At 73.5% G+C, this 21799-nt stretch carries 16 protein-coding genes; 9 read left to right on the top strand and 7 right to left on the bottom strand.

The features are described 5' to 3' along the window. Positions 1-88: 88 nt before the first annotated feature. Complete coding sequence (locus tag QC029_RS28485; protein ID WP_279558708.1) at positions 89-1372, bottom strand: ROK family transcriptional regulator; 1284 nt, start codon at positions 1370-1372, stop codon at positions 89-91. 432 nt (positions 1373-1804) lie between these two features. Between QC029_RS28485 and QC029_RS28480 the strand changes: the two genes are divergently transcribed. From QC029_RS28480 to QC029_RS28460, 5 genes are all read left to right on the top strand, one after another. Beyond that, positions 1805-3490 carry an ABC transporter substrate-binding protein gene (locus tag QC029_RS28480; protein ID WP_279558707.1) on the top strand — a complete coding sequence of 562 codons (1686 nt, stop codon included), beginning with the start codon at positions 1805-1807 and terminating at the stop codon, positions 3488-3490. A 74-nt stretch (positions 3491-3564) separates the two neighbouring features. Beyond that, positions 3565-4554 (top strand): ABC transporter permease, encoded by a 990-nt coding sequence (locus tag QC029_RS28475; RefSeq protein WP_279558706.1) that lies wholly within the window; start codon positions 3565-3567, stop codon positions 4552-4554. A gap of 19 nt (positions 4555-4573) precedes the next feature. After that, positions 4574-6496, top strand: a complete 1923-nt coding sequence (locus QC029_RS28470) for a dipeptide/oligopeptide/nickel ABC transporter permease/ATP-binding protein (protein ID WP_279558705.1) — start codon at positions 4574-4576, stop codon at positions 6494-6496. After that, a complete protein-coding gene (locus QC029_RS28465) occupies positions 6493-7503 on the top strand; it encodes an ABC transporter ATP-binding protein (protein WP_279558704.1) in 1011 nt (336 codons plus the stop codon). Before QC029_RS28470 ends, QC029_RS28465 begins: the two co-directional genes overlap by 4 nt. A gap of 89 nt (positions 7504-7592) precedes the next feature. Further along, positions 7593-9737, top strand: coding sequence for a glycoside hydrolase family 36 protein (locus tag QC029_RS28460; RefSeq protein ID WP_279558703.1), 2145 nt, complete (start codon positions 7593-7595; stop codon positions 9735-9737). Positions 9738-9805: 68 nt separating this feature from the next. Here the strand turns inward: QC029_RS28460 and QC029_RS28455 are convergent, their stop codons facing one another. Further along, positions 9806-12004: an alpha-galactosidase gene (locus QC029_RS28455; protein ID WP_279558702.1), complete on the bottom strand. Its 2199-nt coding sequence runs from the start codon at positions 12002-12004 to the stop codon at positions 9806-9808. A gap of 200 nt (positions 12005-12204) precedes the next feature. Between QC029_RS28455 and QC029_RS28450 the strand changes: the two genes are divergently transcribed. After that, complete coding sequence (locus QC029_RS28450) at positions 12205-14703, top strand: glycoside hydrolase family 2 protein (protein ID WP_279558701.1); 2499 nt, start codon at positions 12205-12207, stop codon at positions 14701-14703. Further along, positions 14704-15645 (top strand): LacI family DNA-binding transcriptional regulator, encoded by a 942-nt coding sequence (locus QC029_RS28445; RefSeq protein ID WP_279558700.1) that lies wholly within the window; start codon positions 14704-14706, stop codon positions 15643-15645. Between the two features lie 113 nt (positions 15646-15758). On the opposite strand, the gene QC029_RS28440 is transcribed toward QC029_RS28445, so the two are convergent. Continuing rightward, positions 15759-16148 carry a chaplin gene (locus QC029_RS28440; protein WP_279558699.1) on the bottom strand — a complete coding sequence of 130 codons (390 nt, stop codon included), beginning with the start codon at positions 16146-16148 and terminating at the stop codon, positions 15759-15761. A gap of 201 nt (positions 16149-16349) precedes the next feature. On the opposite strand from QC029_RS28440, the gene QC029_RS28435 reads away from it, so the two are divergent. Then, positions 16350-17159 (top strand): SDR family oxidoreductase, encoded by an 810-nt coding sequence (locus tag QC029_RS28435; protein ID WP_279558698.1) that lies wholly within the window; start codon positions 16350-16352, stop codon positions 17157-17159. 210 nt (positions 17160-17369) lie between these two features. Continuing rightward, positions 17370-18155: a VOC family protein gene (locus QC029_RS28430; RefSeq protein ID WP_279558697.1), complete on the top strand. Its 786-nt coding sequence runs from the start codon at positions 17370-17372 to the stop codon at positions 18153-18155. 38 nt (positions 18156-18193) lie between these two features. Here the strand turns inward: QC029_RS28430 and QC029_RS28425 are convergent, their stop codons facing one another. The 4 genes from QC029_RS28425 to QC029_RS28410 are packed head-to-tail and all read right to left on the bottom strand — an operon-like array spanning position 18194 to position 21716. Continuing rightward, positions 18194-19984 (bottom strand): ATP-dependent DNA helicase RecQ, encoded by a 1791-nt coding sequence (locus tag QC029_RS28425; RefSeq protein WP_279558696.1) that lies wholly within the window; start codon positions 19982-19984, stop codon positions 18194-18196. Between the two features lie 55 nt (positions 19985-20039). Then, entirely contained in the window at positions 20040-20804 is a 765-nt protein-coding gene (locus tag QC029_RS28420; protein WP_279558695.1) for a metallophosphoesterase, read from the bottom strand. Further along, on the bottom strand, positions 20801-21088 hold the full coding sequence (locus QC029_RS28415; RefSeq protein ID WP_279558694.1) for a BON domain-containing protein: 288 nt from the start codon (positions 21086-21088) through the stop codon (positions 20801-20803). Before QC029_RS28415 ends, QC029_RS28420 begins: the two co-directional genes overlap by 4 nt. Continuing rightward, positions 21075-21716 (bottom strand): hypothetical protein, encoded by a 642-nt coding sequence (locus QC029_RS28410; protein WP_279558709.1) that lies wholly within the window; start codon positions 21714-21716, stop codon positions 21075-21077. The genes QC029_RS28415 and QC029_RS28410 overlap by 14 nt, the downstream gene beginning before the upstream one ends. Positions 21717-21799: the final 83 nt, after the last annotated feature.

The raw sequence follows: 21799 nt of genomic DNA, 5'->3' as shown, positions 1-21799 counted from the left end.
GCCGCGGAGCGCTCCGCGGCACCGGCCCGCCCGCGCCGCCCGTGCCGTCGGTGGAGCCGGTGCCGCGCGCCGTGCCGTACGGGCCGCCTCAGGCGCTCGACCGCTCCACCGGGACGGGTTCGGAGTCCCCCAGGTTCTCCGGCAGGCGCAGCCCCTGGCGCAGCGGTACGAGCTCCGACTGCAGCACCATGGCCGCGGCGCCGATCGCGGGCGCGGTGGCGGCCGACCGGGAGAGCCGTACGGCGACCGGGTGGGCGGCGCGCGAGAAGAACGCCCGGTCCAGCTCCTCCCGGACCACCGGCAGGTACACCGACCCCGCGATCGCCAGGCTCGGGCCGGTGAGCACCAGCAGCTCCAGGTCCATGACGTTGGCGAGCGTACGGGCGGCCACCGCCAGGTAGCGCGCCGAGCGGTCCAGCAGGGCGCGCGCGCCCTGCTCGCCGCGGCGCGCGGCACGGGTGACGGCCGCGAAGTCCGCGGTCACCGACGTCAGCCGGCGCCCGGAGCCGCCGTCCAGCCCGGCCGCGCGGGCCAGCCCCTCGTCGGCCCGGGCCGCGGCGACGACGGCGGAGGGCCCGGCCAGGGCCTCGACGCAGCCCCGGGCGCCGCACCAGCACTCCGGGCCCTCCACGTCCAGGCAGCTGTGGCCGATCTCGCCCGCGTTCCCGCTGGCGCCGCGGTAGGTCATCCCGTCGACCAGCAGCCCCGCCCCGATGCCCGTGCCCATGTACAGGGCCGCGAAGGTCGCGGCGCCGCCGACGCCGCCGGACCAGTGCTCGCCCAGGGCCGCCGCCGTGGCGTCGTTGTCGGAGACCACCGGCAGACCGGTGGCCTCCTGGAGGGCCCGGTCGAGCGGGAAGTCCTCCCAGTGCCGCATCAGGGGCGGCGTCAGCCGCATCCCGCTGGTGGGGGAGAGCGGGCCGGGGGAGACCAGGCCCAGGCCGAGCACCCGCTCGCGCTTGACGCCGACGCCGTCGATGAGCGCGTCGACCTCGCTCGCCATGCGCGCGACGACGGTCGGGGGGTCCTCGGCGCCCGCCCCCGCCCGGGACATCCGGGCGACCACCGAGCCGCCGAGGTTGGTGAGGACGTAGGTGAGGCCGGCGTGGTCGAGGTGGACCCCGACCGCGTACCGGGAGGACTGGTTGAGCTGGAGCAGGACGCGGCGCTTGCCGCCGGTGGACTCCGCGCGCCCGGTCTCCACCACCAGTCCGTCGTCGATGAGGCGGCGCACGACGGTCGAGATCGTCGCGCCCGTGAACCCGGTCGCGTTGATGAGGCCGACCCGGCTGATGGTGCCCGCGGCGCGGATCACGTCGAGGACGGCCGCCCTGCTGCTCGCGTGGGCCGTGGCCCGCGCTGGTCCGCTCACTGGTCCCTCCGCCCGCGTCCCGCCGGGGCGGGAGCGCTGTCGATGTGCTCCGCGCGGACCGCGCCGCGCGTGTACGAACCGTTAGTTTATTTGTCTATCGAAGGCGGGCAAGTGCCCGTCCCCGGGCCTCCCCGGGCCTCCCCGCGCCTCCCCGCGCCTCCCCGGCCGCCGACGGCCCCGCGGCCCTTTCCGGGACCGGACCCCGCCAGGGGTGTTCCGCCGTATCCTTCCCCGCACCCGGAGGAGCGCTCCCAGCCGCCTCCGCCCGCCGCCCGGTCTCACTTCCGTCTCCGTGACCACGGGGTGTCGCACAGGTATTGACTTCCTTTCTTCGGCTACTTAACAATCACCCCACGTGAGCGACCCGCCGGCCCGCAAGGCGGTCGAACGGCACAGGGACGTGCCCCTCCAGGACGAGAGGATCCATCCACCATGTTCCAGCAAGCAAGACGCCGCCGTGCGCGCGTCGCAGCGGCCGGGATGGCCGCGGTCGCCCTGCTGGCCACGGCCTGCTCCGAGTCGGGCAGCGGCGGCGGCGCCAAGGACGAGACCCTGGTGGTCTTCACGGGGCAGGCGGGCGACTACCAGGCCAACTTCAACCCGTTCTCGCCGACCCTGAACGAGGGGCCGGGCACGATCTTCGAGTCGCTCTTCTACTTCAACCAGGTCCGCGACGAGCCCGCGAAGCCGCTGCTGGGCACCGAGTACTCCTGGAACGACGACGGCACCGAGCTCTCGGTGACCCTGCGCGAGGGCGTCACGTGGTCGGACGGCGAGGCGTTCACCGCGGACGACGTGGTCTTCACGCTGGACATGATCTCCCGGTACAAGGAGATGAACGGCACCGGCTACAAGGGCAGGGCCGAAGCCGTCGACGACACCCACGTCAGGATCACCTTCGACGAGCCGGCCTACATGGACGGCCCGCAGGTCCTCGGCAAGATCTTCATCGTCCCCGAGCACATCTGGAAGGACTACGAGGAGCCTTCCAAGAACACCGTCACCGAGCCCGTCGGCACCGGCCCCTACCTGCTGGGCGACTTCAAGGGCCAGGCCTTCACGCTCAAGGCCAACCCCGACTACTGGGACGGCGAGCCTGCGGTCAAGCAGGTCCGCTACATCGCCCTGTCGGGCAACCAGGCCGGCGCGGACGCGCTGAAGGCCGGCAAGATCGACTGGCAGACCGGCCCGGTCCCGGACATGAAGAACGTCGAGAAGAACTACCCGGGCTACAAGGCCGTCACGGTCCCGCTCAACCAGACCGCCCTGATGACCTGCTCCAACGCCGAGCTGGGCTGCGAGGGACCGCAGACGGACCCGGCGGTGCGCAAGGCGATCTACTACGCCATGGACCGCACCCAGATCAACTCGCTGGCGTTCCAGGACACCTCCAGCCAGATATCGCCCGGGTTCGCGCTGGTGGAGAGCAACAAGGAGCTCGTCTCCGCCAAGCTCAAGGAGAACCTGGCGCCGATGCAGCCGAACGTCTCCAAGGCGGCGCAGATCCTGGAGCGGGCCGGCTACGCCAAGGGCTCGGACGGCATCTACGCCAAGAACGGCCAGAAGCTGTCCCTGACCGTCCGGGTCGTCTCCGGCTGGACCGACTACATCACGGCCGTCGACACCATGGCCGAGCAGCTGAAGAAGGTCGGCATCAAGCTGACCTCCCAGCAGTCCTCCTGGAACGAGTGGTCCGAGGCGCGCGGCCAGGGCAAGTACCAGCTCCTGATCGACTCGCTGTACCCGGGGCCCTCTCCCGACCCTTTCTACACCTACACCTACTTCTTCAGCAGCGAGACCACCGCGAAGGTCGGCGAGACGGCGAACCCGAACTTCGCCCGCTACAGCGACCCGCGGGTGGACAAGGCGCTCCAGGAGCTGAAGAAGATCGCGCCCGAGGCGGCCGAGCAGCGCCAGAAGCAGTACGACGTCATCCAGACCCGGATCGAGGAGGACATGCCCTACATCCCGATCCTCACCGGCGGTACGACCAGCGAGTACCACGACGCCAAGTTCGAGGGCTGGCCGACCGAGTACAACCTCTACGCCGTCCCGGCGGTCTGGAGCCGTCCCGACCAGGCGCAGATCTACAAGGCCCTGAAGCCGGCCGGCAAGTGACGGCGCGGCAGTGACCGGTACGGCGCGGCAGTGATCGGTTCCGAGGAGAAGCACACAGTGATAGGCGGAGATCGGTGAGGTACTACGCCCGGAAGCTCGGGTTCTATCTCGTCGCCCTGTGGGCGGCGCTGACCCTGAACTTCTTCATTCCGAGGATGATGCCGGGCAACCCGGTGGACACCCTCATGGCGAAGCTGCAACAGCGAGGCGGCGCAACCGACCCGTCGGTCCGCAGATCCTACGAGCTCCTCCTCGGAACCGACACCGGCGAGCCGCTGGTGGTCCAGTACGCCTCGTACCTGGCCAACATGTTCCGCGGCGACCTGGGCGTCTCGGTGAGCGTCTTCCCGGCGGAGGTCGCGACCGTCATCGGCGACGCCCTGCCCTGGACGATCGTGCTGGTGGGCATCGCCACCCTGCTGTCGTTCCTGCTCGGCGTCGGGCTCGGCGCCGTCGTCGGCTGGAAGCGCGGCTCCTGGCTCGACTCGCTCATCCCGGCCACCACCGTGCTCGCGGCGGTGCCGTACTTCTGGCTGGCGCTGATCCTGGTCGCGATCTTCGCCTCGGCCCTGAGCTGGTTCCCGCTCAACGGCGGGTACGACGTGATCCTCACCCCGGGCTGGGACGGCGAGTTCATCGCCTCCGCGATCTACCACGGCACCCTCCCCGCCCTGACGATCGTGATCTCCTCGGTGGGCGGCTGGATGCTCGGGATGCGGAACATGATGGTCTCGACGGTGTCGGAGGACTACATCCTCACCGCCCAGGCCAAGGGCCTGCGCGACCGGCGCATCATGACCCGCTACGCGGCGCGCAACGCGGTCCTGCCGTCCGTCGCCGGCTTCGCGATCTCCCTCGGCTTCGTGGTCTCCGGCTCGGTCATCACCGAGCAGGTCTTCTCCTACCCCGGCATCGGGTCGAGGCTGCTGCAGGCCGTGGAGAACAACGACTACGCCCTGATGCAGGGGATCTTCCTGGTCATCACGGTGGCCGTGCTGGGCGCCAACCTGGTCGTCGACCTGCTGTACGGCCTCATCGACCCCCGCACCCGCGCCGGCAACTGAGAGCTGAGGAACCGACACCGTGACGAACATCAACCCGCCCGCCGGGGCCGCGGCCGACGCGACGCCGGACACCCCGGCCGGGACCACCGGCGTCTCCCCGGCGCCCCGGCGTCCCGGCTCCAGCGGCTGGCGCTCCCTGGTGCCGCGCTGGTCGCCCAAGCTCGGCATCGGCCTCGGCCTCGTCGCCGCCATCGTCCTCTTCGGGATCCTCGGGCCGCTGTTCACGGGCGACCCCAGCACGATCCGCAACATCAGCATGACCCCGCCCAGCGGCGAGTTCTGGCTGGGCACGACCCAGACGGGCCAGGACGTGCTCGCCCTGCTGGCCCACTCCACCCGCGGCTCCCTGCAGATCGGCCTGCTGGTGGGCATCCTGGCCACCCTGCTGTCCGCGGTCTTCGGCGTCATCGGCGGCTACGTCGGCGGGGCGGTGGACGAGGGCTTCTCCCTGTTCTCCAACGTCATGCTGGTCATCCCCGGCCTGCCCCTGGTGATCGTCATCGCGGGCTTCGTCCCCGTGGACCAGCGCGGCTGGTGGACCATCGCGGTCGTCCTGGCGATCACCGGCTGGGCGGCCTCCGCCCGGGTGCTGCGCGCCCAGACCCTCTCCCTGCGCAACCGCGACTACGTCGCCGCGGCGAAGGTGGCGGGCGAGAAGCCCTGGCGAATCGTTTCCGTGGAGATCCTCCCCAACCTGCTGCCGCTGATGGCCTCGCAGTTCGTGTTCGCCGTCATCCTGGCGATCCTCAGCGAGGCGGGCCTGTCGTTCCTGGGCCTGGGCGCCTCCAACTCCTCCACGCTCGGCACGATGCTCTTCTACGCCCAGAACGGCTTCGCCCTCCAGCGGGAGGCGTGGTGGTGGTTCGGTCCGCCCGGCCTGATCATCGCGCTGTTCGGCTGCGGCCTCTCCCTGATCAACTTCAGCATCGACGAGATCATCAACCCCAAGCTCCGCACCGTTCCCGCCGCCTCCCGCCGCACCCGGAAGGGCGGGGGCGCCGGCAGGCGCACGGCCCGCCCCGCCCCCCGCCGTCCCGCCTCCGGCCGGGACGCCTCCGGCCGCGACGCGGTCCTGACGGTCGAGAACCTCAACGTGGTCTACCAGGGCGAGAAGCCCACCCACGCCGTCAAGGACGTCTCGCTCACCCTCGGCCGCGGCGAGATCCTCGGCCTGGCCGGCGAGTCCGGCTGCGGCAAGACCACCCTCGCGTACGCCATCAACCGGCTGCACCGGCCGCCGGCCGAGGTCACCTCGGGATCGGTCACCTTCCACGACCGCGACGGCGGGGACCTCGACCTGCTCGCCCTGGAGAAGGAGGAACTGCGCGCCTTCCGCTGGTCGAAGCTGTCGATGGTCTTCCAGGGCGCGATGAACGCCCTGAACCCGGTGGTCTCCATCCGCGCCCAGCTGGAGGACGTCCTCACCACCCACCGCCCCGGGATGTCCGCCGAGGCCCGCCGCGAGCGGTGCGCCGAGGTGCTCCGCCTGGTCGGTGTCGACCCGCGCCGGCTGGACTCCTTCCCGCACGAGCTCTCCGGGGGCATGCGGCAGCGTGTCATGATCGCCATGGCGCTGCTGCTCGACCCCCAGGTGATGATCATGGACGAACCCACCACGGCCCTCGACGTGGTGGTCCAGCGCGGCATCCTCAGGGAGATCCTGCGCTTCCGCGACGAGCTGGGCTTCGCCGTCGTCTTCATCACCCACGACCTGCCGCTGCTGCTGGAGCTCAGCGACCGCATCGCGGTCATGCGCGACGGCGAGGTGGTCGAGTACGCCACCGCCGACGAGATCCACCGGCGTCCGCGGCACCCCTACACCCGCAAGCTGCTCGACTCCTTCCCCAGCCTCACCGGCGAGCGGGGAGCGTTCATCCGCACCGGGGAGTCCAGCGCCCGCGAGCGCACCGAAACGATCGTGAAGGAGGCGGGCTCGCGATGACGAGGCTCGAGGTACGCGACCTGACCAAGGACTTCTCCCTGCGCTCCGGTCTGCGCCACTCCAGGTTCCGCGCGGTTGACAACGTTTCCTTCACCCTGACCCCCGGCCGGACCGTCGCCCTGGTCGGCGAGTCCGGGTCGGGCAAGTCCACCGTCGCCCGCATGATCGCCCGGCTGGAGAAGCCCACCGCGGGCGAGATCACCGCCACCGGTCCCGACGGGAGGAGGGTGGCCGACCGCGCCTACCGCGACCACGTGCAGATGGTGTTCCAGGACCCCTTCGCCTCGCTCAACCCGTTCCACACCGTCGAGCACCACCTGGCCCGCCCGCTGAAGCTGCACGGCCGCGCCAGGGGGAAGGCGGACGTCCGGGAGAAGGTCGAACAGCTTCTGGAGCGCGTCAACCTGACCCCGGCCGCCGACATCGCGCAGCGCCGTCCGCACGAGCTCTCCGGCGGCCAGCGCCAGCGCGTGGCGATCGCCCGGGCCCTGGCGCCCGGGGCCCAGGTCGTCATCGCCGACGAGCCGGTCTCCATGCTGGACGTCTCCATCCGCCTCGGCGTGCTCAACCTGCTCGCCCGCCTCCAGCGCGAGGACGACCTCGCCGTCCTCTACATCACCCACGACCTCGCCACCGCACGGCACTTCTCCGACGACATCCTGGTGATGTACCGCGGGCGCGTGGTCGAGAGGGGGCCGGCGGACGAGGTCATCCTCAACCCCCAGCACCCGTACACCAGGATCCTCGCCGCCGCCGCGCCCAACCCGGAGGTCCGCGACCGGTCCCGGCTCACCGAGGCGCTCGCCGTCGAGCCGGCGGGCGGCTCCGCCCTTCCCGGCGACGATCCCGGCTGCACCTTCCGGGACCGCTGCCCCCAGGCGTTCGACGCCTGCACCCGCATGCCGGAGGACTTCGCGGTGGGCTACGACCACTACGCGAAGTGCTGGCTGCACCCCGAAGGCGGCACCGGTCCCCGGCCGGGGGCCGAAGGCGTGGCCACCGCCTGACACCGGCCCCGGCCGCGGCGCCGCGGCCGGGGCCCCGCACGTCCCGCGGACCCGTCCGCGGGGCACCCCCGGCGACAAGGAGCACCCACATGTCCCGATCCCTGCTGACCTGGTCGGGCGGCGGCGTACGCCTGGTGCTGGGGGTGGGCGGGGACGAGCCGGTCCGCCTGCTCTCCCTGCGCCCGGCGCACACCGGGGCCGCGCGACCTGACGGCGCGCCCGGTGTGCCGCTGGTCGAGGTGCTGGCGCTCGGCCACGGCCGCTTCCCCGGCAGCCACCGGTACGCCGACACCGCGGTCGGCGGGCGGCTGCGCCACACCGGCCACACCGAGACGCGTACGGAGTCGGCGGCCGAACTCCGCGTCGGCCAGGCCGATCCGGTGACCGGCCTGACCGTCACCAGCGTCTTCCGGGCCGCCGCCGGCTCACCGGCGGTGCGCACCTGGACCGAACTGGGCATGGCGGGGGAGGGGGAGGTGCGCGTCCAGGCCGTCACCTCGGCCGCCACCGGCGCCTTCCTCGCCGACTCCGGGCTCCCGCTGGAGGAGTTCGACCTGCTGTACGGCGACTGCGACTGGGTCGCCGAGTCCCGCTGGCACCGCGTCCCGCTGCGCGAGGCCGGCCTGCCGGTGATGGACCCGGCCGTCCACCACCACGCCTCCCGCAGCCGCTTCGCGCTGACCTCCCGCAGCTCCTGGTCGACGGGCGAGCACCTGCCCACCGGAGCGGTCGTCGCCCGCGACGGCTCCTGGGCGCTGGCCTGGCAGATCGAGCACAACGGCGCCTGGCACTGGGAGGCGGGCGAGACCGTCGACGGCGCGTACGTGGCCCTGCTGGGACCGACCGACGCCGAGCACCAGTGGAGCACGGCGGTGACGGCCGCGCGCGGCTTCACCACCGTGCCGGTCTCGCTGGCCGCGGCGGCGGGCGGCGCGGACGAGGCGCTCGGCGCGCTGACCCGGCAGCGCCGCACCCTGGTGCGCGGGCGCGCGCCCGGCCGCACGCCCCGTCTGCCGGTGGTCTTCAACGACTACATGAACACGCTGATGGGCGACCCCACCACCGGGAAGCTGCTGCCGCTGGTCGACGCGGCGGCCGAGGCGGGCGCGGAGTACTTCTGCGTCGACGCGGGCTGGTACGACGAGGACGGCCACTGGTGGGACAGCGTGGGGGAGTGGCGGCCGTCGGCGACCCGCTTCCCCGGCCCCCGCGGGCTGGCCGAGGTCACCGACCGCATCCGGGAACGCGGCATGGTGCCGGGCATCTGGCTGGAGCCGGAGGTCGTCGGCGTGCGCTCACCGCTCGCCGAGCGCCTGCCGGAGGAGGCGTTCTTCCGCCGCCACGGCGCCCGCGTGGCCGAGCACGGCCGCTACCACCTGGACCTCCGGCACCCGGCGGCGACGGCCCATCTGGACGAGGTCGTCGACCGGCTGGTCGCCGGACTCGGCGTCGGGTACTTCAAGTTCGACTACAACATCATGCCGGGCCCCGGCACCGACACCGGGGGCGCGGCCCCCGGCGAGGGGCTGCTCGCGCACAACCGCGCCCATCTGGCCTGGCTCGACGCGCTGCTGGACCGCCACCCCGGCCTGCTGGTGGAGAACTGCGCCTCGGGCGCGATGCGCATGGACTACGCGATGCTCTCCCGGCTCCATCTGCAGTCCACCTCCGACCAGCAGAACCCCCTGCTCTACCCGCCGATCGCGGCAGCCGCCCCCGCCTCCGTCCTGCCGGAGCAGGCGGGCAACTGGGCGTACGCGCAGCCGGGGATGACGGTCGAGGAGGCGGTGTTCACGCTCGCCACCGGCGTCCTGGGGCGGCTGTACCTCTCCGGCCGCCTGGACCGGATGGACGCGGCCCGGCTCGCCCTGGTGCGCGAGGCGGTCGCCGTCCACCGCGCCCTGCTGCCCGAGATCGCCGACTCCCTGCCGTTCTGGCCGCTGGGCCTGGCCGGCCCGGCCGGGCCCTGGACGGCCGTGGGCCTGCGCCCGGCCGGGCCCGGGGGCGACGCCCTGCTGACGGTGTGGCGGCGGCCCGGCGCCCCGGCGGAGCTGGAACTGCCCGTCGCCCCGCTGCGCGGCGTGGCCGCCGTGCCCGAGACGGTCTTCCCGGCGGCCGGGACGGCCGGCGCGGCCGACTGGCCGCTGGAGTGGGACGCGGGACGCGGTGTGCTGCGCCTGGTCTGCCCGGTGCCCGCGCCGGCGGCCCGGGTGATCCGGCTGCGCCGCCTGTGAGGCGCCGGCCGTCCGTACGGCGGCGCCCCGGGAGGGACCGGCGGACGGTCCCTCCCGGGGCGTGCGGCTCACACCCGGGTCGCGCGCAGCAGCACCAGCCGCTCGGGGTAGAGCACCGGCGCCTGGAGCCCGGCCGCCTCCAGCGCCCGGCCCGGCAGGCGTACGCCCTCCCCGGTCCACCAGGGCAGACGGGCGCCCCAGTGGTGGGCGTTGCCGTCCGGCAGGTCGCCGGGGGCCTGCGGCCGTACGTGGTAGACGGCGTCCGGGTCGAGTCCCGGCAGCCGGACCGCGCCCGCCGGGTACAGCTCGGAGGAGGCCGTGGCCACGAGGGCGTACACCGCCTCCGAGCCGTCCTCGGCGACCACGCCGTGCAGGCGGTAGGCCGGATCCGGGTGGTCGGCGTGCACGGAGACGCCGGTGTGCAGCAGACCGCGCAGCTCCTTGTGGAGGGCCACCCACCGCGTCAGCCGCGCCAGATCCTCCGGAGTGGCCGCGGTCAGGTCCCACTCGATGCCGAAGTGCCCGAACAGGGCCGTGCCCGCCCGGAAGTCGACCGGGTGGCGGCGCTCGGTGGTGTGGGCGACGCCCGACCCCACGTGGGTGCCCATGAGTTCGAGCGGGATCAGCGCGTTGGTCCAGCGCTGGATGCTCTGGCGCTCCAGGGCGTCGATGCAGTCCGAGACCCACACCCGGTCGGTGCGCTGGAGGATCTCCAGGTCCACCCGTCCGCCGCCGGAGGAGCAGGACTCGATCTCCACCCCGGGATGGCGGCGGCGCAGCTCGTCCATCAGCCGGTAGACCGCCCGCGTCTGGCCGTGCACGCCGGCGCGGCCGGTGGGCCGGTGCCCGGCCTCGACCAGGTCCCGGTTGTGGTCCCACTTCAGGTACGCGATCGGGTACGTGCCCAGCAGGTCGTCCAGGCGCTCCAGGATGTACGCGAAGGCCTCGGGGCGCGCCAGGTCGAGGACCTGCTGGGAGCGGGCCGGGCCGGGCAGCCGGTCGCCGGCGGCCATGATCCAGTCGGGGTGGGCGCGGGCCAGGTCGGAGTCCTCGTTGATCATCTCCGGTTCGACCCAGAGCCCGAACTGCATGCCCAGGCCGGTGACGTGGTCGGTCAGCGGGCCCAGCCCGTCCGGCCACACCTCGTCCGAGACGTACCAGTCGCCCAGCCCGCGCCGGTCGTCGCGGCGCGAGCCGAACCAGCCGTCGTCCAGGACGAAGCGTTCCGCCCCCACCGCGGCGGCGGCGTCGGCCAGGCGGCGCAGCCGGTCCAGGTCGTGGTCGAAGTAGACAGCCTCCCAGGTGTTGAGGGTGACCGGCCGGGGGGTGGAGGGGTGGTGCGGGCGGGACCGCAGCCAGCGGTGGAAGCGGCCGGAGACCTCGTCCAGGCCGTGCCGCCCGTAGGAGCCGTACTGCCACGGCGAGGCGTAGGACTCCCCCGGCTCCAGCACCACCTCGCCGGAGAGCAGCAGTTCGCCCGAGCCCAGCAGCGACACCGCGTGGAAGGTGCGCTCGGCGAAGGTGCGGTGGTTGCCGGACCAGGCGGTGTGCACGGCCCAGACCTCGCCCGAGCGGTTGCCGAAGCCCGCGGTGCCGGCGGCCAGCAGGTAGGCGCTGTCGTAGCCGGTGCGCCCGGTGCGGTTCTCCCGCACCCGCAGGCCCTGGGTGAAGGCGGTGCGCTGCGGGCTGCGCTCGCGCAGGTGGTGCCCGGTGAAGTCCAGCAGCTCGGCGGCGTCGGCGGGTACGGGCAGGGTGAGGTTCACGGCGTCGACGGCGAAGGGGGAGGAGCCCCGGTTGGCGACCGTGGCGCGCTGGCGCACCAGCCCCGACGCGGTCAGCTCGACCACCAGCTCCAGGTCCAGTGCGGCGGCCTCGTCACGGGCGAGGACCGTGACGAGGCCGCCGTGCCCGCCGTCGGAGGAGCGGGACTCCCCGGCGGGCGCGGCCAGGGTGGCCTCGCGGACCGCGAAGGCGGTGGAGAAGTCCCGGCCGCCGCGGTTGCCCACCAGGCCGGGGGTGCCCAGCCAGCCCGCCGACTGCTCGGGCAGCACGGACACCTCGACCGGCCCGTCCACCGAGAAGCCGATGGGCTGCGGCGCCCGGGCGAGCCTCAGGGCGTCCAGGTCCCCGGGGCCGAGCGCGCCGAGGTCGGCCCCCCAGTGCAGCACCCGGGGGAGGGTGCCGCCGGTCAGGTCCAGTACGAGGCTGACGCCGGCCGCCCGCAGGTGTGTCACGTCGAGGGGAAGGGGAGCGGAACGTGATGCCACGGTGGTGTCTCCGTCCTGGCCAAGCGGACGCCGGAGGCGCCGTTGACTTACTTTGTTCGGTGGCGTAAGAATCTCGGGCGACGATACTCGGCTCGCGAGGGAGAAATCCACCGGCGGGCGACCGCCTTTTCCCCGTCCTTCCCGAAACCCCTTCAGACCCGCCGCTCCGCACCGCGGAGCCGACCTAGGAGTGAGCGCCGATGATCCGCCAAACCCTGCACGACGGCTGGCAGTTGTCGGCGACCGCGGGGCCGGTGCCCCCGGGCGTCGCGGGCCGGACCGTGCCGGCCGCCGTGCCGGGCAGCGCCCACCTCGACCTGCTGGCGGCCGGTCTGATCCCCGACCCCTACCTGGACCGTGCCGAGGAGGAGCTGGTCTGGGCCCACCGCACCGACTGGCGCTACGCGCTCACCTTCGCGGCCGCCGCGGCCGGCCCCGAGGAGCGGGTGGACCTGGTCTTCGACGGCCTGGACACCGTGGCGACCGTCGAGCTGGACGGGAAGGTGCTGGGCAGCACGGCCAACATGCACCGCGGCTACCGCTTCGACGTCCGCGACGCCCTGGGCGGCGACGCCCACGAGCTCACCGTCTCCTTCCGCTCCGCCCTGGAGTACGCCGAGGAGGTCGAGCGCAGCCTCGGCCGCCGCGACCACGTCTACCCGCACCCCTTCAACATGGTCCGCAAGATGGCCTGCAGTTTCGGCTGGGACTGGGGCCCGGACCTGCAGACCGCCGGCATCTGGAAGCCGGTGCGCCTGGAGCGCTGGCACACCGCCCGCCTGGCGCGGGTGCGCCCGCTGGTGACGGTGGACGCCGACGGCACCGGACGCGCCGAGGTCCACGTCGACGTCGAGCGCTCCGGCCTGGGCGGCGCCGCCGGGGACGTCCCCCTGGAGCTGACCGCCACCGTGGACGGCCGCACCGAGCGCGTCACCGTGCCCGCGGGCTCGACGGCCGCCACCGTCACCGTCACCGTCCCCGACGCCCGTCTGTGGTGGCCCGTCGGCCACGGCGACCAGCCCCTGTACCGCCTCGCCGTCACCCTCGGCGCCCCCGGACGGGCGGGGTCCCACGCGCCGCTGGACACCTGGGAGCGCCGCGTCGGCTTCCGCACCGTCACCGTGGACACCACCCCCGACGAGATCGGCACCCCCTTCACCGTCGTCGTCAACGGCAGGCCGGTCTTCGTCAAGGGCGCCAACTGGATCCCCGACGACCACTTCCTCACGCGGGTCACCCGCGAGCGGATCGAGCGCCGCGTGGAGCAGGCGGTCGGCGCCCACATGAACCTGCTGCGGGTGTGGGGCGGCGGCATCTACGAGACCGAGGACTTCTACGACGTCTGCGACGAGCGCGGCGTCCTGGTCTGGCAGGACTTCCCCTTCGCCTGCGCCTCCTACCCCGAGGAGGAGCCGCTGTGGAGCGAGGTCGAGGCCGAGGCCCGCGAGAACGTCGTCCGCCTCGCCCCGCACGCCTCCCTCGCCCTGTGGAACGGCGCCAACGAGAACATGTGGGGCTTCCGCGACTGGGGCTGGCCCGAGCAGCTCCAGGGCCGCACCTGGGGCCTGCGCTACTACACCGAGCTGCTGCCGTCCATCGTGGCCGAACTCGACCCGACCCGCTTCTACTGCGCCAACAGCCCCTACAACCCCGGCGCGCCCGTCGACGGGCTCCACCCCAACGACCAGGACCACGGCACCCGCCACGAGTGGGAGGTGTGGAACCGGGTCGACTACACCCACTACCGCGACCACGTCCCGCGGTTCTGCTCGGAGTTCGGCTTCCAGGGCCCCCCGACCTGGGCGACCCTGACGCAGTGGATCCACGACGAGCCGCTGACCTCCACCTCGCCCGCCTTCCTGCTGCACCAGAAGGCCGAGGAGGGCAACGACAAGCTCGACCGCGGCATGGCCCCCCACCTGCCCCGGCCGAGGACGTTCGAGGACTGGCACTGGGCGACCCAGCTCAACCAGGCCCGCGCGGTCGCCTTCGGCATCGAGCACTTCCGCTCCTGGTGGCCGCGGACCGCGGGCGCGGTCGTCTGGCAGCTCAACGACTGCTGGCCGGTCACCTCCTGGGCGGCGGTCGACGGCGAGGAGCGCCCCAAGCCGCTGTGGTACGGACTGCGCCACGCCTACGCGCCCCGGCTGCTGACCGTGCAACCCCGCGACGGCCGACCGGTCCTGGTCGCGGTCAACGACCACGACGAGCCCTGGAGGGGCGAGTTGCTCCTGGAGCGGCAGACCTTCGCGGGCACCGCACTGCGGAGCGTTAAGCTTTCCCTCGACGTACCGGCCCGTTCGGTCACCCACACCGAACTGGACGCGTCACTGGTCAGCCCGGACGACGCCCGGAAGGAGGTGCTGGTGGCGACCGCACCGGACGCACGCACCGTGCACCTCTTCGCCGAGGACGTGGAGCTGGACTACGACCCCGCGCCGCTCAAGGCGGAGGCCGTCGCGGTGCCCGGCGGCTACCGGGTCGACGTACACGCCTCGTCGTTCGCGCGCGACGTCGCGGTCCTGGCCGACCGGGTCGCCCCCGACGCGGTCGTGGACGAGATGCTGGTGCCCCTGCTGGCCGGGGAGTCGCGGTCCTTCACCGTGCGGACCGAGGCCGACGTCGATCCCGCCGCGCTGACGGAGCCGCTGGTGCTGCGCTCCGCCAACGCCCTGAGCGCTCCGGTGGTGCGGTACTGAGTGGACGCCTCCGAAGACAGCAGGACGACACGCGCCGGGTTCTCGGGAGCCGTCGGGCTGGTGCTCGCACGCCCCGCGCGACTGCTCGGCATCGAACCCTTCTTCATGGAGTTCATCGCCGGCATCGAGGAGCGCCTCGCCGAGCGGGGCCTGTCCGTCCTGCTGCACGTCGTGGCCACCCAGGAGGCGGAGATCGCCGCCTACCGGCGGTGGGCCGAGCGGGGCCTGGTCGAGACGGTCGTGGTGGTCAACCGCACCGTCGACGACCAGCGGCTGCCCGTCCTGCGCGAACTGGGGCTGCCCGCGGTCCTGGTCGGCGCGGGCAGCGAGGCCCCCGGCGACGCGCGGGAGGCCAGGGGGCCCGGGGACGCCGGGGACGCCGAAGAAACGGTCATGCCCGCGGTCCGCACCGACGACGCCGGGCCGGTGCGCGAGGCGCTCGCGCACCTGCTCGACCTCGGCCACCGCCGTATCGCCCGGATCAGCGGCCCGGCCAACCTGCTGCACACGCGGGCCCGTACCGAGGCGCTGACCGAGGGGTGCCGCGAGGTGGGCGTCGAACCGGTGGTCGTGGAGGGCGACTACTCCGACGAGTCGGGGGCGGAGCTCACGGCGGCGCTGCTGCGCCGGCCGGATCCGCCCACCGCGATCCTCTACGACAACGACGTGATGGCGGTCGCGGGACTGGGCGCGGCCAAGCGGATGGGCGTCGTCGTCCCCGAGCAGCTCAGCCTGATCGCCTGGGACGACTCGACCATGTGCCGCCTGGCGTCGCCCCCGCTGACCACCATGAGCGTGGACGTGCACCAGTACGGCGTGCTGGTGGCCGAGTCGGTGCTGGAGCTGATCGACGGGGTCCCGGTCGCCGAGCGGTGGTCGCCCACCGCCCGGTGCGTGCCCAGGGGCAGCACCGCGCGCTGCGCCGTTCCCTCCACCGCGTAGCGGCGCGGCGGCTCCGGGAGCCGGGCGGAAAACGAAGACCTCCGGGGAGGAGACCCGTACGAAGGGCCTCCTCCCCGGAGGTTTCACGAAGCCGGACGCGGCCGGTGAGCCGGTCAGCGACCGCCGTACTGGCCGTGGCCCTGACCGTGACCCTGGCCCTGGCCGTGGCCGTGGCCCTGACCCTGGTGCTTCTTGCCCTGGCCGTGGCCCTGGTGCTTCTTGCCCTGGTCCTTCTTCTGGTGCTGCTTGCCGTGGTTGTGCTGCGACTGGTTGACGCAGGTGTTGCCGAACGCCGGGTTCAGCAGCCCGACCAGGTTGACGGTGTTGCCACAGACGTTGACCGGGATGTGGACCGGCACCTGAACGACGTTGCCGGAGATGACGCCCGGGGAGCCGATGGCGGCACCCTGCGCCCCGGCGTCGGCGGCGGCGACTCCGGCGGAACCGGCCAGAGCGGCACCGGCGGCGGCCGTCACGGCGACAGCCTTGGCAATACGCGACATGGAAAGTCACTCCTTATAGCGAACAATCACCTATCCGCCAGCCAGCGGCGGTGGTGCCGTGAACAACGCGCGATCCGCCCGGAGGTCACCGCGATTAGGCCGAATGGTGGTCGGAACGGTCCCAGCCACCGGAAACGCGATCGTTTCGCCGGGAAGCGCCCGGGTACCGGAATCCGGCCCAGTCCTGATCGAGGAGGTCTGATGAACGCGCACAGCGAATCCGCCGCCCGTGTCGCCGTGATCACGGGAGCGGACTCGGGGATCGGCCGCGCCACCGCCGTACGCCTGGCCGAGCAGGGGATGGACGTCGGCATCACCTGGCACGAGGACGAGAAGGGCGCGCGGGAGACGGCCGAGGAGGTGCGCTCCCACGGCCGCCGGGCGGCCGTCGCGCGGATGGACCTCACCGAACTCCCCGCCGCCGCAGACGTGATCGACCGGCTCGCCGACGAACTCGGCAGGATCGACGTCCTGGTCAACAACGCCGGCACCGGCACCGCCACCCCCTTCGTCGACCTCGACCTCGACACCGTCCGCCGGGTCCTCGACGTCGACCTCGTCGGGCCGTTCCTGTGCGGGCAGCGTGCCGCCCGCCGCATGATCCGGCAGGGCGACGGCGGCAGGATCGTCAACATCACCAGCGTCCACGAGCACCAGCCGCGGGTGGGCGCCGCGCCCTACTGCGCCGCCAAGGGCGGACTCGGCCTGCTCACCCAGGTCATGGCGCTGGAGCTGGCCGGGGACGGGATCACCGTCAACGCCGTCGCGCCCGGCGAGATCGCCACGCCGATGACCGGTCAGGAGGACACCGACGTCCACACCGAGAAACGTCCCGGCATCCCCGCGGGGCGGCCGGGCGACGCCCGCGAGGTGGCCGCCGTGGTCGCCTTCCTCACCGGCCCGGACGCCGCCTACGTCACCGGCGCGTCGTGGGCGGTCGACGGCGGGATGCTGCGGATGGGGCCGCAGGCCGGCTCCCACCTGGAGAGCGACTCCTGGCGCCGCCCCTGAACCGCCGGACCGTGCTCCCGCCCCGGGCGCCGCTGCTCCGGTTGGTGGACGCCGGTTTTCCCCCGGCGCCGCGAGGGGGCAGCATCGGTGTCCAGGGGAGTCCGGGGGGACGGCGCCGCCGACCGGCGTCGTCCCCCCGCCGACCCGACCAGCCCTCCACGAGCCCGCGGCTCGGACGAGACACAACGAGACACAGTGTGGTGATCGGCCGTGACGGAGACCGTGCGTGCGCCGCAGGGCGCCCCCTGCTGGGTCAGCCTGCTGGCTCCCAACCTGGAGGCCGCGCAGAACTTCTACGGCGAACTCCTGGGCTGGCGGTACCGGCCGGGTTCGCAGAAGCTCGGCCACTACGTGGTCGCCCTCGTCGGCGGCGTGCCGGTCGCCGGACTGGGCGAGGCGAAGGACAGCCTGCGGGTCCTCACCGCCTGGACCGCGTACTTCGCCTCCGACAGCGTCGACACCGCGGCCGGGCGGGTGCGCGAACGCGGCGCCACCGTCGCCGTGGGGCCGGTCGGGTTCGGCTCGGGCCGCGTGGCGTGGGCGGCCGACCCGGCGGGGGCGGTCTTCGGCATCTGGGAGGGCGGGGTCGACCCGGAGTGGCAGGCCGGGAGCAGGCTCAACGCCCCCTCCTGGCTGGAGTTGCGGACCCGCGACGCCTTCGCCGCCGCCCTCTTCTACGGCGAGGTGTTCGGCTGGGACAAGGGCGATCCCGAGCGCTACGACATCCGCTACGAACACGACCGGGTGATCCTGCGCATCGACAAGCGCACCGTGGCGGGACTGAGCGGCGGAGCGGTGGAGGACGCGCCGGACCCGCGGGTCCGCCCGCACTGGCACGTCCACTTCCGCGTCGAGGACGTCGACGCGACGGCCGCGAAGGCGGAGACCCTGGGGGCCGAGGTGGTCTCCGCCCCCGCCGACACCCCGTCGGGGCGGCTGGCGGTCGTCCGCGACCCGCAGGGCGCCCTGTTCTCGGTCGAGAACAGGGCGCCCTAGAACCGAAGACCGGCCGAAGACCGGCCGGGCGCCGGGGGTCAGCCGTCCGGCTCGTCCTGTCCGCCCTGCCCCTCGGCGAGGTCGAGCAGCTCCTGTCCGACCACGGCGTCCAGCGACAGGGTGCGGTAGCCGACCGTGTCGAACAGGACGGTGATCCGGTCCCCCTCCTCGCTCATCACCAGGCCCTCGCCCCACTCCCGGTGGACCACCCGCGCCCCGGTGCGGAACCGGCCCGCGTCCGGGCGCGGGCCCTCCTCGGGGAGGGACACGGGCTGGGCGGGCAGCCCGCGCGCCCCCCGCTCCTCGTACCGCTCCGGCTCGTTCCCGCCCTCGCGCTCGCGCTCCCGCTCCTCCTCGGCGGCCAGGCAGTTGTCGCAGTTGCCGCAGGGCGGCTCGTACTCCTCGCCGAAGTAGCCCAGCAGGAAGCGGCGGCGGCAGCCGGTGGTCTCGGCGTAGCCGCGCATCATCTCCACCCTCGACTGCTCCAGCCTGCGCCGCGCCCGGTCCAGCCCGGCCGCGCGGTCGGCGGCCTCCCGCGGGTCGAGGTCCCCGGCGGGCGCCAGCCCGCCGTCGGGGACGGCGGCCACCGCCCCCGCCTCCTCCAGCAGGTTGACGGCCGCGGTGAGGCGGCCGGCGGACAGCCCCGTCCGCTCGCGCAGCCGTGCGACGGGCAGCGGGCCGTCGTGGCCGCGGACCGCATCGGCGATGTCGGCCAGCGTCTCGGTGTCGGGACTTCCGGAGGAGAAGAACCTCTGCAGCCCCAGGTCCTCGGACCGGTAGTGCAGTACGGCCGACGCGGGAGCGCCGTCGCGGCCCGCCCGGCCGATCTCCTGGTAGTAGGCGTCCGGCGAGCCGGGCACGGAGGCGTGCAGCACGAACCGCACGTCCGGTTTGTCGATGCCCATGCCGAAGGCGGAGGTGGCGACCACCACGTCCAGCCCGCCGTCGAGGAACGCCTCGTGCGCGCGGGAGCGCTCGGCCGAGCGCAGGCCCGCGTGGTAGGCGACGGCCGCCAGGCCGAGGTCCGCCAGCTGCTCCGCGTACTCCTCCGACTCCCTGCGCGTGGCGGTGTAGACGATGCTGGGCTTGGCCTCGGCGGCGGCCCGCTCCACCACGGCCCGGCGCTTCTCCGCCTCGTCCAGGAAGCCGCGCACCTCCAGGCGGAGGTTGGGCCGGTCGAAACCGGCGACGATCCGGGCGGGCCGCTCCATGCCCAGGCGCTCGACGATCTCCTCGCGCACGGGGGGCGCGGCGGTGGCGGTCAGGGCGAGGAGGGTGGGGCGGCCCAGCCGCTCCGCCACGTGTCCCAGACGCAGGTAGTCCGGGCGGAAGTCGTGGCCCCAGGAGGAGATGCACTGGGCCTCGTCGACGACGAACAGCGAGGGCTCCGTCCGCGCCAGCCGCTCCACCACCTCGTCCTTGGCCAGCTGCTCGGGGGAGAGGAGCAGGTACTCGGCGTCGCCCTCGCGCACCGCCCGCCAGGCCTCGGCGGTCTCGCCCGCCCCCTGGGCGGAGTTGACCGCGACGGCGTCGGGCGCGTCGCTGTCCGACAGGCCCTCGATCTGGTCCCGCTGGAGCGAGATGAGGGGGGAGACCACCACGGTGGGGCCGGGCAGCAGCACCGCGGGCACCTGGTAGACGGCGGACTTCCCCGCACCGGTGGGCATCACCACCAGCGTGTCCCGGCCGCGCAGCACCTCCTCCATGGCCTCGGCCTGGCCGGGACGCAGCCCGCTCCAGCCGAAGACCTCGACGGCGGCCCGTTCGAGCCGGGCCCGGGCGTCGCGGGAGGAGGCGGATCCGCCGTCCGTCCCGGTGCTGTCGTGCACGACCGGTGCTCCTCTCGTCCGTGCCGGGCCGGTGTGCGGGCGGGGCCCGGGCGGCTCAGCGGGAGGCCTCGGCCAGCGCGCCGGCGCCGCGGTCCCCGCCGGGCTCCAGGTGGTAGACCGCGAAGGCGCGGCGGATGACCGGCTGCGCGACGTTGCGCACCCGTACCCCGCCGCTGGTCAGTCCGTGCTCGGTGCCCGCGTGGGCGTGCCCGTGGACGGCCAGGTCGGCGCCGGCCGCGTCCACCGCCTCGGCCAGCAGGTAGCTGCCCAGGAAGGGGTAGATCTCCAGCGGCTCGCCGGCGAGGGTGTCGGGCACGGGGGAGAAGTGCGTCAGGGCGACGCGCACCGCGCACCCCTGCCGGTCCAGGTCCTCCAGGGAGGCCCGCAGGCCGTCCGCGCAACGGCGGGTGTAGCGGATGAACTCCTTCATGATCGGCTCGCCGAACTCGCCGCCGCTGCGCCCGGCGAACCCTCCGCCGAAGCCCTTGGTCCCCGCGACGCCGACGCGGGTGCCGTCCACGTCGAGGACCGTCCCCTCGCCCTCCAGGACGGTCACGCCCGCGTCCCGCAGCACGGCGGTGACCTCGTCGGGGCGCTCGTCCTGGTGGTCGTGGTTGCCCAGCACGGCGATCACCGGCACCCGGAGTCCGGAGACCTCCTCGGCGACGACCCGCATCTCCTCGGGCGTGCCGTGGCGGGTCAGGTCGCCGGCGAGCAGCAGGAGGTCGGCGCAGTCGGGAAGGGTCTCGAAGGCGGGGCGCAGCACCCCCCTGCTGTCCGGCCCCATGTGGATGTCGCCGACGGCTGCGATGCGGATCATGCCAGTTCCTCCGGGCGGTCGGGGGCGGTGGCGTCGGCCACGACGATGTCGGTCCGTACCGGTACGCCGGCCAGTTCCTCCTCCGCGACGCGCACGACGGTGTCGCGGCACTCGGCGGTGGGGACGGTGCCGCTGACGACCACCGCTCCGCCGCGGGACTCGATGCGCATGCCGAGTTCGGCGATCTCCTCGCGGACGAGTCGTTCCTGGAGGTGGGCGATGCGGTACTCGGTGTTGTCCGCGCCGCTCTCCCGGCTCTCCCGGCGGATGTCAGGGTCCGTCATGGCTCTCCTCCTGAGGCGAGACGACCTGCAGACGCTCCAGCAGGTAGAGGAAGGCGTCGGGCATCGGCGCCGCTCCGCACTCGCGCCGTATCCGGGCCCAGTCGACCTTCTCCCGCAGGGCCCGGGCGATCGGCAGGACGGCGCCGAAGTCGCAGTGGTGCTCGGTGAAGGCGTTCAGCAGGCTGGCGACCAGGTCGGTCACGGACAGCACCGGCATGCGGACCGACTCCACCGGGAGCTGCTCGGCGCGTTCCAGCAGTTCGCGGCTCACCGGCTGCCGGGCAAGCTCGAAGATCAGGTCGATGTCCTGGCCCATGCACCGGGCCTTGAGCAGCCAGTCCTCCGGAGGGGTGTAGACCTCCAGTCCGGCGTCGCGCAGCGTGGCGGCCACCGCTTCGGCGTCCTCGGGGAGGATGCAGAAGTCGGCGTCGTGCTGGAGGTTGCCGGGGCCGCCGTGTGCGTAGACGGCGACGCTGCCCGCCAGGGCGAAGGGATGCCCGGCGCCCTTCAGCAGGGAGGCCACCTGCTTGGTGGCCTCCAGGATGGCCTGGGTGAGGTTCGGGGGCAGCTCGTCGAGGCCCGCGTCGGCCTCCCGGCGGTCCCGCACGCCGCCGGGCTCGGATGCCAGACGCAGGTCGGCCGGCGCGTTCCGCCCGTCCGGTGCCGCCTCGCCCGGATGCTCGGTCACAGTCACTCCGCTCTCCAGGTCGT

It is taken from the genome of Streptomyces sp. DH37, assembly GCF_029813835.1.
In the GTDB taxonomy this organism is placed as follows: Bacteria; Actinomycetota; Actinomycetes; order Streptomycetales; family Streptomycetaceae; genus Streptomyces.
This window is presented reverse-complemented; position numbering and strand designations above follow the sequence as displayed.